Here is a 12,826-nt window from a genome sequence, read left to right on the forward strand (position 1 = left end):
AGCCATTCTCTGATACCTCCACTTGGTTACTTGTAGTTGGTTTCTAAAAAACAAAAAGACCCCTCGTCTCAAAGGACGAAAGGCCATTCTTTCGCGGTACCACCTTTGTTTCGCGCCAATGAAAAATAAACCTGCACTTCTCTACCTTGCGGTTCAGAAGCTTAGCGCGACACTCGTACAGATAACGGCTGCTACCGGCCACATCCTAACTTATCTTTCATATCCATGAAGACAAGCTCAGAAGGGCGACTCCGGGGCGACTTCGGTGGCTGTATCCTACGGAATGTCACAGCACTTGCATTCCGCTCTCTGAAGGGCTGACCGCCTACTCTTCCCGTTCCCAGTCTTTACTTAGATATTGCTTACTCCATAATACATTTTGAGTCATCCCTAGTCAACCTGAATAGGCTTCTACAGCGGGACTTTAAGCGGAATTTCGACTTATAGCGTGCATATGTCGAATTTTCATTCGATTCATCACTCTGCGTTGGTTAGATACCCCACATTCTAACGTTCTCCGGTCACACAAGAATAAACGCCTTCGACGTCCTTTTACGGACGGTAAGCGTTTATTCGAGAAATATAAGGATAATGTATAACGTGAAACTTATATATTCTTATATTTAGACAAAAATCCCGATCTACTATCAGATCGGGATTCACCTATTCATATGAGTACGCATTGTAATTCAATTACGGAATGTACAATACTTGCCCTTCTTCTACACTCTGCCCAGACAATCGATTATACATTCCCAGCTCCCGCGCACTTAGCTGATACTTCTCTGCGATTGTATCCAGCGTTTCTTCACGCTGCACGATGCAAAGGCGAACCTTACGGAATAGGTTAGCGCCATCTGCTCCAGCAATGAATCTGCTCTTCCACTCCGTATTATTTCCGGCCTCTGGAATGATCGCTGCAGCCGATGCATTTCCTTCAGATAGGAGAGCCTCTTGTTCTTTACGAGAACGACTAGAACTGAGTAATGAAGAGAAGGTGAGATGCTCTTTGACTGGAGCCTCTGCTTCTTTCTTGCTTCCTAGCGCAATCTTAAGATCTTGCTTCTCCTCTGACTGTGGCACAGTCTCTTGAGAAACAAGAACTTCATTCGTATTCTCGTGGATCGGCTGAGCATTCTCTTCTTGTGCATGAAGCTCATTACTGGCCTCGTTTTCCGAAGCGAATACAGCAATATCTTGATCCGCATCAGCATTAGCTGCCGGAACAGCGGTTTCTCTTGAAGCAAAAGTATATTCAGCTTCTTGCTCTTGATCCGCTTGACTCGCCTGGCTAACTTGATCCAGCTGGGTGGCCTCAGCTTCATTCTGTGACTCAGCTTTAAACCAGTAATCCGCTATTCCTGCTTTGGAATCCTCTGTTTGCGAATCCAGACTATGCGTCCGAGCTTTCGCGCCCTTGTCCTTCTCATGAGCGGATGAGAAATTCACTATAGGGGACGAATGACCAGCTCCACTCGAGACCAATGAGGGCTCTGATGCACCTGCATTCGCTTCAGCATGCTCATGTTCTTCTACGGCAACCTCCGATGCATCCTCACCAAAGGTCCACTGTGAATTTTCATAAAGTGCATCAGTTTCGTGTTCTTGGTTCTCTGCAGATGCTTCGATTACCCTGTCATCACTGAGAGGGGAATAGGCAACTGTGTACTCTTCCTGCTGCCAGGCCGGTTGTGGTTGAGGCTCCGCACCACCGATTCCCCGCAGTGATAATACGCCTGTTATATTCACTGTGCGCATCGTGAGCAGATCAATATCAAAATTCTCGATCTCCACCCCGATATCTTCAATCGAGCTGACGCGTGTAAGCGGAACAGTGATTTCTACGGGAATGGCATGCTCCAGACGTTGTGTTCGGTCATCTTCACTCCGGTAGAGTCCGGTAAGCAACAGCTGACCATATAACTCGGCACGATCCTCCCGCTGAATCACCTGGATTTCCGGAAGTAGTTCAACCTCCTCCAGCTCAGCTATTCCCGGAAGCTCTTCCGATAGGTGAATGCGTTCATAAATATCAAACCGCAAGCCGTGGGACTGATCAAACACGGGATATGTCCTCCTTCTTGGCATAATCTAACCCTGAGACAGGCCCAGAGCATAAGCCCAAAATGTTACTCCCCACATGTATATGCTTCAAACAGAAAGGCATGACAACTTTGGTGGCACTAACCGGACAGGATGCTATTAATTTCATAAATTCAGGGACTATTCGAACCTATCTGCCGGCCAATAGATGAACTACTCCGCATGAACAAAGTATTATATGCTGCTTTTGCTATTAGGACATAGATAGATGCTTCTTTCTGAAAAAACAGAAAATTATATACCCTACGAAAAAATAGATAAAAAAAAGAACCGTAATACCAGCATTTGCTGATACCACGATTCTCAGGTTTATAACGTAGCTGTCAAGGCGCTTCAGACAGCAGCTCCCGCAGCTGAAGCATATCCTCCGACCACGGATCGCTTACTTCCAGTTGTTCACCGCTCCAAGGGTGGCGGAAAGACAGCATCTCGCCATGGAGCGCATGTCGGCCGGCAGCGCTGGAAGCCCAGACCGGGCCGCCATATAGCGCATCCCCATACAAGGGATGACCCATATGGCTGAGATGGACGCGAATCTGATGCGTCCGTCCGGTCTCCAGCTGCACATGCACCAGGCTCCCGCCATGCAGTGCTTCGCGTCCGAGGATTCGAGTCACGGCGGACTGTCCGCCGGGTGAGACTCTTCTCCGCGCCGCATGATGACGATCGCGCCCAATCGGCGCGTCGATCACTTTAAGCGTAGGCGGCACTGTGCCTTCGACGATCGCGGCGTAGAGCCGCGAGATGCTTTTTTCACGCATATTCTCGTCTAGGACAAGCTGTGCGAACTCATTCTTCGCATACATCACCGGACCTGTTGTATCCTTGTCCAGTCGGTGAATATGCCTTACAGCTGCACTAACACCGGTAGCGACATAATGCGCAGCTACAAGGTGATCCAGCGTTACACCTAAGCCACTGCCATCCGGATGAACCGCCATGCCTGCCGGCTTGTGGGCAACCAAGCAAAAATCATCCTCATACAACACTTCAAGCTCTTCCCATACCGGTTCAATGCCGGCTTCACGATCCGGAAAAAGTGCCAGTCGCAGTCGATCTCCCTTCCACTGAATGCCCCCCTCGCGGCGCAGACGCAGATGAAGCTTCTCAGGCATACCTACAGTTTCCAGCAGCCACTTATCAATTGCAGCTTCAGAATCCTCGGCTCCTGTAATGATTTTGCCGGGTGTTACTTCCAGCCACTCCCCGCGTCTAGTCCAAGCTCCACCACCGGTTCGTTCTCCGGCTCCAATACTCAAAGGGCCTTCAGGGCATTATAGTGGCCCTCAATGGTATCATCAATATCCTGCTCACTATGCGCAGCCGACACGAACATGCCTTCAAACTGTGAAGGTGGCACGCTAATACCTTGGCTCAGCATATGACCAAAATAACGACGGAATAGATCCGTGTTGCTAGTCTTGGCCGTTTCAAAGTTAGTTACTGGTCCTTCCGTGAAGAACGGACAGACCATCGAGCCCACGCGGTTAATTGTCAGTGGAACACCGGTCTCGATTGCATTCTTTTTCAAGCCTGCCTCTAGACGCGCCCCTAATTGCTCAAGACGATCATATACTTCCGGTGTCAGCAGCTTCAGTGTAGTGAGTCCTGCCGCCATCGCTAATGGATTACCACTAAGTGTGCCAGCCTGATAGATCGGTCCCGTAGGAGCGATTTGCTCCATAATCTCTCTTTTGCCGCCATAAGCGCCTACTGGAAGTCCTCCACCGATGACTTTGCCGAAGCAGGTAATATCCGGAGTAATGTTGAATAAGCCTTGAGCACAGCCACGATTGACACGGAAGCCTGTCATTACCTCATCAAAAATAAGCAAAGATCCATTGTCTGAAGTTAACTTGCGAAGTCCTTCTAGGAATCCCGGAAGTGGTGGTACAACACCCATGTTGCCGGCAATCGGCTCAACAATCACTGCGGCAATCTCACTGCCAAAACGTTCAAAAGCAACCTGAGTGGACTCCAAATCATTGTATGGAACTGTAATCGTATTTACTGCCACACCTTCGGGAACACCCGGGCTATCCGGCAAACCTAATGTGGCTACACCGGAACCCGCTTTAATAAGCAGACTATCCGCGTGACCATGGTAGGAGCCTTCGAATTTCAAAATTTTGCTGCGTCCCGTGTAACCACGTGCCAAACGAATTGCACTCATCGTAGCTTCGGTTCCGGAGTTAACCATACGTACGATATCTACTGAGGATACACGTTCGACAACCGTTTTTGCCATTTCAGTTTCAAGCAAAGTAGGTGCGCCAAAGCTTGTCCCTTTTACCGCGGTCTCCTGCAATGCCTTTACAACCTCAGGATGCGCATGACCCATAATCAGCGGTCCCCATGAGCATACATAGTCAATAAAGCTGTTGCCGTCGATATCATAAATACGCGATCCGATCCCATGATCCACATAAATTGGAGTCAATCCTACGGATTTGAACGCCCGTACAGGGCTATTCACCCCACCGGGAATATATTGTTTTGCTTCATCAAAAGCCTTGCGGGACGCTTCCTCTTTACGCGCTATTGGCTCATTACTCATCTATCTTCACTCCTATTCTGTTCTTGGTCACACAGGTATAAGGCAGCTGCCTATGCAGCGATATCGTTGTGATTGAGATTAACCACGCAGCCAGCGCGCAGCATCTTTTGCAAAATAAGTAATAATAATATCCGCTCCGGCCCGTTTCATGCCAGTCAGCATTTCCAGCACAACGGCTTGCTCGTCAATCCAGCCTTGCAGCGCTGCTGCTTTTACCATGGAATATTCGCCACTCACATTGTAAGCCACAAGAGGCAAATCGAACTGGTCGCGGATCGTACGAATCACGTCCAAGTAAGCCAGAGCCGGCTTCACCATTAACATATCTGCGCCTTCCAGCACATCGGATTCTGCTTCACGAAGCGCTTCGCGCAGATTGGCAGGGTCCATTTGATAGGTTTTGCGATTTCCGAACTGTGGTGCTGAATCCGCAGCTTCGCGGAAAGGGCCATAAAATGCCGAAGCATATTTGACCGAATACGACATAATCGGCACATGTTCAAAGCCATTCTCATCTAGTCCCGCACGAATCGCGTGTACGAATCCATCCATCATATTCGAAGGGGCGATAATATCTGCTCCAGCTTTAGCTTGAGATACCGCCGTACGGGTCAACAGTTCTAGCGATGCATCGTTGATGACATCACCGTGTACCACACCATTTACCGTATGCGTATGCACCATCCCGCAATGTCCGTGATCCGTAAATTCACAAAGGCAGGTATCTGCAACGACCAACAGCTCAGGGTACCACTGCTTGATCAAGCGAGTAGCCTCTTGCACAATTCCATCCTCTGCGAAACCGGAAGAACCGATAGCATCCTTCGTTTCAGGAATCCCGAATAACAACACAGCCGGAATGCCTAGTGCGGCAATCTCGTCCACTTCAGCTTTTAAAGTATCCAGTGAAAAATGGTACACGCCCGGCATCGAGCTAATCTCATTCTTCACACCTGTTCCATAAGTCACAAATATAGGCTGTACAAAATCCAGCACATTCAGTACGGTCTCCCGCACCATACCACGAATTCCAGCTGAACCGCGTAGACGACGGTGACGTGTAATTGGAAAGCTCATTTGTTCATCCTCCTGAAAATAAAATATATAGACACAACGGACATTTATAGTTTGCCCGTCTAACTGCCAGTTAGTTAACAATCTGATTTCATTGCAGAATGTGCAATAGAAAAGACTTCAAATGCTTCGAAATCACATTCTAATGCACTCTATACAACTGTTTGACTACTAGAGGACTCATTTTGTGCTTATACCCAGCTTTTGAGTGTACAGAGTACAGTAGAATTGAAATTGATTCTTAATTTAAGAGATTCTATTGTACAAACTACAACCAGTCTAAGGTTACTTATATTAATATGGCTATTGCTCACCTATCTCTATGAAACTACTTGAGCCTAGTCTCCGCATTCCATCGACAGAGTTCCTGCACCAGACTATTAATAGTTGCTTCTTCAGGTAGCAGTCCCGGGGTAAGCCCCGCTTCCACGGCAGTCTGCTCGGTTAATGGCCCGATGCAGGCTATTTTCACGTTAGCTAGCAATGGGAGCGGATCTTCGAGCCCCATTCTTTTCAGAATGTGGATGAAATTGCGCACCGTTGAAGAACTAGTAAAAGTCACCGCGTGAACGCGCCCCTCCTCCAGCAGCTTCAGCAGCTCGTCGTCATCCTCACCCGTCACAACCGTCTCATAGGTATCGACGTCTGTGACTTGAAGGCCAAGCTCTCTCAGCTTGTCCGGCAGCCAGTCGCGCCCCAGATCACCGCGCGGCAACAGCACGTTCTGCCCCGGCAGCAGCTGGGGACCGAACTTCTCAATCAGACCTTCCGCCTGAAACTTCGCCGGAAGTTCCTCAGCGATCACCCCGCGCTGCGCCAGCGCGGCTGCTGTACCCGGCCCCACCGCTGCAATCCTTGCGCGGTGAAGCCCCCGAATGTCCGCCCCCTGCTCCGCCAAGTGGCGCCAAAAAAACTCCACGCCGTTCGGGCTAGTGAAGAATACCCAGCCGTACGATTCCAGCGCGCCAAACGCCGCTGCAATCTTCTCCTTCTTCTCTGCGCCTTCCGGCATGATCGTCTCGATCACCGGGAACTCGTAGGGTTCCCCGCCGAGTTCCTCAATCATATCCACCAACTCGCTCGCTTGGCTCCGAGCCCGTGTCACCACGATGCGTTTGCCGAATAATGGCATCGCCTCAGCCCACTTGAGCTGCTCACGCTGCAGCACCACGTCGCCAACGACGATGACGGCCGGCGGCTGAAAATCCGCCGCCTTCACCTTCGCCTCAATATCGGCGAGGGTTCCCGTCAGAGTCTCCTGATCTGCGCGGGTACCCCAGCGCACCAGCGCCACTGGTGTTTCTGGCGGACGCCCATGCTTGATCAGCTGGGCGCTGATATAACCTATTTTAGCTACGCCCATCAGGAACACTAACGTCCCCGTGGCATTCGTTACTTTATCCCAATGAATGGAATGATCCAGTTTATCTGGACTCTCATGTCCGGTGATAATCGACAGGGAAGAAGCATGATCGCGGTGCGTGACAGGTATACCCGCATAAGCAGGTACGCTGATCGCCGACGTGATACCCGGTACGATTTCGTAATAGATCCCATTTTTGCGCAGCAGCTCCGCTTCTTCACCTACGCGGCCAAAAATCGTAGGGTCCCCACCCTTCAGCCGCACCACTGTTTTCCCCTGTAAAGCCAGATCAACTAACAATTGATTAATCTCTTCCTGCTTCATCGTGTGGCGATCCGGCAGCTTGCCAACATAAATCTTCTCGCCGCCGGGCTTCATGCATTTCAGCAATCTAGGACTTGCCAGCCGATCGTACACCAGCACGTCGCTTTTTCGAATACACTCGAGGCCTTTTACAGTAATCAGCTTTGCGTCCCCGGGACCTGCACCTACCAAATAAACCTTCCCCGTCAATCCCCTCATCCCCTAACGTCTGACAGTATCTTCTCCGCTCCTCTTGCGATCAGCTTCTTAGCGACTTCTTCGCCGAGCTGTACCGGATCCACTCCAGTGCAAGTTTCTTTCAAAATCGTTGAACCGTCAGGTGTTCCCACCATCCCGGTTAAGGAGATTATTTTGTGCTCCGCAGTAGTGGCTTCCGCGGCTGCGTCAAGCACAGCATAAGCGCCAATTGGCACTTGGCAGCCGCCATTCAGCGCGCCAAGGAAAGTGCGCTCCGCCGCCACCGTCAACGCTGTATCGGCGTCGTTATATAACGCCAGCAGCTTCCGCAGGTCGGCGTCATCTGCGCGGCACTCGATGCCGAGTGCGCCCTGCCCTACAGCGGGCAGACAAACTTCCGGCGGCAGGTAGGCGCTCACGCGATCCTGCCAGCCCATGCGCGACAGCCCCGCTGCTGCAAGCAGGATCGCGTCGTATTCGCCGCTCTCCAGCTTGCCCAGCCGCGAGTCAATGTTGCCGCGCACGGGCTCAATGACCAGATCAGGCCGCAGCGCAGCTAGCTGGCTGGAGCGGCGTAGGCTGCTTGTGCCTACGCGTGCGCCCTGAGGCAACTCGTCTAGCGAGACGCCTCCGTTAGAGATCAGTGCATCGCGCGGATCGACGCGCTTCGGCACAGCACCGTTGATCAGCCCCTCCGGCAACTCGGAGGGCATGTCCTTCATGCTGTGCACCGCCATGTCGATTTCTTCGTCCAGCATCGCTTGCTCGATTTCCTTCACGAACAACCCTTTGCCGCCTACCTTGGACAAGGTGACATCTAGGATACGGTCCCCTTTGGTAACAATCTTTTTCACTTCAAAAGTGAATCCAAAACCATGCTCCTCGCTCAGTCGCTCCAGATCCGCAATCACGTGCCCTGTCTGCGTCAACGCAAGCGCACTCTGTCTACTCCCCACAATAATCTTACGCATTGTCCATTCCTCCTGATTACGTCTGCCTCTTACTCTTCACCGTAGATCGTATATAGTAATCCAAACTAACCAAAAGCTACTCCGCACTATTAAAGGGCAGTTATGCCCTTTAATTAGCTCCTTCGTCGGTTATAGCTCAATTTAGGGGTATTTCTGCACTTCTTTTGTCTAATATGAGCGTTTTAGAGCAATTCAGGGGTATTTTTACCCTTCATTTATCTCTTTTGACGACTATTACTCAATTCAGGGGTATTTTTACCCCTCTTTCGACTATTCCAGCCACTTCAGCTCAATTCAAAGGTACTTACACCGCTTATTCGACCATTTCAGCCACTACAGCCCATTTCAACGGTACTTATACCGCTCATTCGACCATTCCAGCCACTTCTGCCCAATTCATCGGTACTTATACCGTTCTTTCGACCATTCCAGCCATTTCGGCCCAATTAAACGGTACTTTTGCCGCTCTTTCGACCATTTCAGCCACTTTAGCCGTACTCATATCATTAATCTAACCTAATTTTGTAATCTTCACAGTGTCCACGCGCACTTTTACTTCGCCCGATGATCAGCAATCCAAGCATCCATATCCTCCGGGCTCCACGCGATAAAGCTACCGTTTCTCATTTCATTCAACACATCTAGCGCCCCAAGCTTCCGCAAAAGCCTTCCACGAACTTCAGCAGAAGATTCTTTTTCCTTAATCCGGGTTCGCATGGTATGTACAAAATCCAAAAATGGCTCATACGCCGCATCCAGCGCCTCTTCAAGCACACTTTTAATCTTCGCAGCCGCAAACGGACCAGCACCCGAAGTAGATACAGCTACCGTCAAACGACCCCTCCGTACAACTCCGGGCGTGATAAAATTCCCCGCTTCCGCATGGCTAGCCACGTTCACATGAATGCCAAGTCGCCTAGACTCCAGCGCAATCTCTTCATTAATCACTCTATCGTTAGTGGCTGCATATACGAGAAAGGCCCCACGGAGATCTCCGGGAGCATAAGGGCGGTCATGCCAGGTCATGAGACCCTTTTTCACTAGAGAGGCAAGCGTATCTGTCAAAGAGGGACTAATCATCTTAACCACCGCTCCAGCTTCCAGCAGCCCACTCACCTTCCGTTCAGCCACGGCACCACCGCCAATAACCACAACCTGTTGCTTTTCACAATCCAGCATTATGGGCAAATACCGAGTCATGCTCTTCACTCCCCGCTCCAACCGTGAAAACCAGATAAAGAATTCAACAAAAAATTCAAGATAATAAAAGCATATCCTAAAATCGCCCAGCGAGCCATACTTACTCCACTTTTCCGCCCGGATTTCTTAAAGATAATATAAAATATGTAAATTCCAAGGCCAATAAGTGTCGTTAGTACTTTTAAATCCTTCAATAATAGTGTCCGTCCCTCAGAAACAATAGATAAGCTAGCCACCACCAGAGAGATTGCCAGCAAAGGAGTCCCCACCAGAATAGCGGTGTAAGAATATTTATCTGTAGTCTCTAAGTTTGGTAAACGACGAATTCGGTCACTCCATTGCTTGCTTTTGAGTCTGGTGTGCAGGAATAAGTACAATATTGCAAATACCGTCCCAAGTGTCAGTGCAGCAAAACTCAAATTGGCCAAAATCACATGCATTGTCAACCAGCCATACACCGAGCTCCAAGTCTCAAGCGTATGCCCCCCCGCCGTCAGCCACACCCGATTTAGGAGAAAAACACAGAATCCAGCCACACTAAGCAGCAGAATCGTAAACTCGCCTCCACGTGTGAAAGCCACCGCAAGCGAAGTCAGCACAATACTAAATGCAAACCAGAACAAGAAATCATAAGGTGTGAAAATGGGCAGTCCCTTCTCCTGAGAGAAACGAATCCCCAGTCCTGCAGCTTGCAAAAGACCCACAACAACAAGAAGCCCCGTGCCTAACCGCTTCCCACTCGGGTTGCGATAAAGGCAATCCGAGAAAACAAACAGCAGGCTCAGGGCATATAGCAGCAGAGCGGCATCATATATTCCGTTCAGCAGTTGCATATCACTCACCTACCCAACAGGCCTGCCGGAGCAAGCACCGTCTTAGGCACAGAAAAATCGCCGCTACCGGCAGTACGTTCTGTGGAACTAGACTGCTTAACCGGGGCGGAATCTCCGCCATCTGAATTAGATTCGAGCTGTTCCTGTAGCGCAAAGATTTTGGAGAAATAATCAAGAGCTTCATTCCCCTGCTTGCCACCGGACATCTCTTTAATTACATTGATTGGATCATGCATCATCTGGTTCACAATGCTTTTGGTCAAGCGACGGATCACCTTGCGCTGATGCTCGTCCAGCTCAGGCAGCTTATTGAACAGACTCTCCATCGTTTCCTCATGAATCGCATTCGACTTATCCTGAAGCGCCCGGATTACCGGTCTCACGCCAAGCGTCTTAAGCCACAGCTGGAACTCATCCATTTCCTCACCGATCATCACTTCAATCTTCGCAGCTTCACTCCGGCGCATTTCCAGGTTACTCTCCACAATGCCCTCCAGATCGTCAATATCATACAAAAAAACATCTGGCACATTAGCCGCTGCAGGATCAATATCACGGGGTACAGCTATATCAATCATAAAAAGCGGCCGCGAAGGGCGACGCTTCATAGCATTCGCTACCTGATCTGCCGAAAGTACATAGCCGTCAGCTCCCGTTGAGCTGATCACGATATCTACCTCATTAAGAGTTTTTAGCGCATCTTCAATCGTGCTTGGCTTACCCGAGAACTTCTCTGCCAGTTCAATCGCACGCGACAGCGTACGGTTAGCGACAATCACCTCAGCCGCACCACTACTATATAGATGCTTTACAGTGAGCTCGCTCATTTTGCCGGCGCCGAGAATCAGCACCCTTTTACCAGTGAACATGCCAAAAATCCGCTTGCCCAGCTCCACTGCCGCATAGCTGACAGATACTGCACTTTCGCCGATTGACGTTTCACTATGTGCTCTTTTGCCGAGTGTCACCGCTTGTTTAAATAACCGATTGAACCAAGTTCCAGTTACACCCTCAGCCTGAGCCGTGAGAAAAGAACTTCGCACCTGTCCCAGGATCTGCGTCTCGCCAATCACCATGGAATCCAGGCCGCAGGTCACGCGGAACAAATGCGCAATCGCCTGCTCGTCTTCATATATATACATATGCTGTGCAAATTGCTCATTTTTCACTCCAAACCACTGCTCCATAAAGCCGCGGAGGAAATACCCTCCCATATGAAGGCGGTCCATGACCACATAAATTTCCGTACGGTTGCAGGTGGCTACTACGACCCCTTCCAGCACACCCTTCGTCTTCATCAGTTGATGAAGCGCTGCCGGAAGATCACTCTCCGCAAAAGCAAACTGTTCCCTAACCTCCACGGGAGCCGTACGATAATTCAGGCCAACGACGACGATGTGCATCGATAGTTCACCATCCTAGTCTCTATTCATTACTGTGTACAGTTATATTAAAGAATATTTTACATAATATTCACTTTCACAACATCTCAAAACACTGTGTTAAGTATATCACACGAAAATGCGACTTTTTACAGATTTTTTGAACGCTTTATGAAATACAGATAATAATTATTATAAATAAAAAACCGCAGGTTCGCTACGGTTAGGATGGGTTATTTTGTGATTAATTATTAGTTGGTGGAAGTGAGGTTGGAAATTATCAATTTTAATTTGCATATAATGGGAACAGATCATGATTCGCAGTTCTCGAATATTACATATAACCCTATCTCATTCGGTAAAGTGTACCCCTACAAACATCCGAAACGAGGCAACCTCATGAAAAATTCCACTTCATTATCGAATATTCTGCAATTTTCCCAAAGAAAAAATATTTCCTATCCTCGAAGAATTGAACTATATAATGTCGAAAATAAGTCTATGGTGTATGATTTTTTTCTACGTCTGTCTAATTAACAAGCATACATAGTTTTCTAGAGGATTTAAATAAAGGTTAGTATCTCAGCGGAAGGAAAGACGCTTTGTACCTTCGAGAAGTCGAAATTCCCAACCTTTCGTTCGTGGAAATAGTTTTTCATAGACTACACAGCTCAACCGTTTCAGCATATTCTCTTGTTTAAAACGTCATCTACCCAAATAACAAATTCTCACCTACGCCAGATGTAGAGATTCCAGCTACGTAGTCCGGTCATTCGACAGTGACGTATTTGGGTTCGGTGGAAGAATCGTTCATGGTCATTATTGGTCCTTTGCAGGTATGT

10 protein-coding genes and 1 other annotated feature are annotated in these 12,826 nt (G+C 49.1%); of the genes, 1 reads left to right on the top strand and 9 read right to left on the bottom strand.

Annotated features, from left to right (window positions below; translation table 11 throughout):
- Positions 1 to 68 precede the first annotated feature (68 nt).
- Positions 69 to 351 (bottom strand) — a binding site (T-box leader).
- A 342-nt stretch (positions 352 to 693) separates the two neighbouring features.
- The 6 genes from MKX41_RS18500 to hemC form a co-directional block, all read right to left on the bottom strand.
- A complete protein-coding gene (locus tag MKX41_RS18500; RefSeq protein WP_340972465.1) occupies positions 694 to 2,064 on the bottom strand; it encodes a LysM peptidoglycan-binding domain-containing protein in 1,371 nt (456 codons plus the stop codon).
- Positions 2,065 to 2,426: 362 nt separating this feature from the next.
- A complete protein-coding gene (locus MKX41_RS18505) occupies positions 2,427 to 3,362 on the bottom strand; it encodes an RluA family pseudouridine synthase (RefSeq protein ID WP_340972467.1) in 936 nt (311 codons plus the stop codon).
- Positions 3,359 to 4,660 carry a glutamate-1-semialdehyde 2,1-aminomutase gene (hemL, locus tag MKX41_RS18510; protein ID WP_340972470.1) on the bottom strand — a complete coding sequence of 434 codons (1,302 nt, stop codon included), beginning with the start codon at positions 4,658 to 4,660 and terminating at the stop codon, positions 3,359 to 3,361. Before hemL ends, MKX41_RS18505 begins: the two co-directional genes overlap by 4 nt.
- Before the next feature lie 78 nt (positions 4,661 to 4,738).
- Positions 4,739 to 5,737 (bottom strand): porphobilinogen synthase, encoded by a 999-nt coding sequence (hemB, locus tag MKX41_RS18515; protein ID WP_042191201.1) that lies wholly within the window; start codon positions 5,735 to 5,737, stop codon positions 4,739 to 4,741.
- Between the two features lie 325 nt (positions 5,738 to 6,062).
- Positions 6,063 to 7,610 carry a uroporphyrinogen-III C-methyltransferase gene (cobA, locus tag MKX41_RS18520; RefSeq protein ID WP_340972472.1) on the bottom strand — a complete coding sequence of 516 codons (1,548 nt, stop codon included), beginning with the start codon at positions 7,608 to 7,610 and terminating at the stop codon, positions 6,063 to 6,065.
- 5 nt (positions 7,611 to 7,615) lie between these two features.
- Entirely contained in the window at positions 7,616 to 8,569 is a 954-nt protein-coding gene (gene hemC, locus MKX41_RS18525; RefSeq protein ID WP_283908776.1) for a hydroxymethylbilane synthase, read from the bottom strand.
- A gap of 224 nt (positions 8,570 to 8,793) precedes the next feature.
- Here hemC and MKX41_RS18530 point away from each other — a divergent pair, with 224 nt between their 5' ends.
- A complete protein-coding gene (locus MKX41_RS18530; protein ID WP_340972477.1) occupies positions 8,794 to 9,084 on the top strand; it encodes a hypothetical protein in 291 nt (96 codons plus the stop codon).
- 37 nt (positions 9,085 to 9,121) lie between these two features.
- On the opposite strand, the gene MKX41_RS18535 is transcribed toward MKX41_RS18530, so the two are convergent.
- Genes MKX41_RS18535 through hemA form a run of 3 tightly spaced genes read right to left on the bottom strand, consistent with a single transcriptional unit; the run spans position 9,122 to position 12,005 of the window.
- Complete coding sequence (locus MKX41_RS18535; RefSeq protein WP_340972480.1) at positions 9,122 to 9,769, bottom strand: precorrin-2 dehydrogenase/sirohydrochlorin ferrochelatase family protein; 648 nt, start codon at positions 9,767 to 9,769, stop codon at positions 9,122 to 9,124.
- 5 nt (positions 9,770 to 9,774) lie between these two features.
- Positions 9,775 to 10,602 (bottom strand): cytochrome c biogenesis protein CcsA, encoded by an 828-nt coding sequence (ccsA, locus tag MKX41_RS18540; RefSeq protein WP_076300727.1) that lies wholly within the window; start codon positions 10,600 to 10,602, stop codon positions 9,775 to 9,777.
- A gap of 5 nt (positions 10,603 to 10,607) precedes the next feature.
- Positions 10,608 to 12,005: a glutamyl-tRNA reductase gene (gene hemA, locus MKX41_RS18545; RefSeq protein ID WP_076286482.1), complete on the bottom strand. Its 1,398-nt coding sequence runs from the start codon at positions 12,003 to 12,005 to the stop codon at positions 10,608 to 10,610.
- Positions 12,006 to 12,826: the final 821 nt, after the last annotated feature.

It is taken from the genome of Paenibacillus sp. FSL R5-0475 (assembly GCF_038004585.1).
In the GTDB taxonomy this organism is placed as follows: Bacteria; Bacillota; Bacilli; order Paenibacillales; family Paenibacillaceae; genus Paenibacillus_AQ.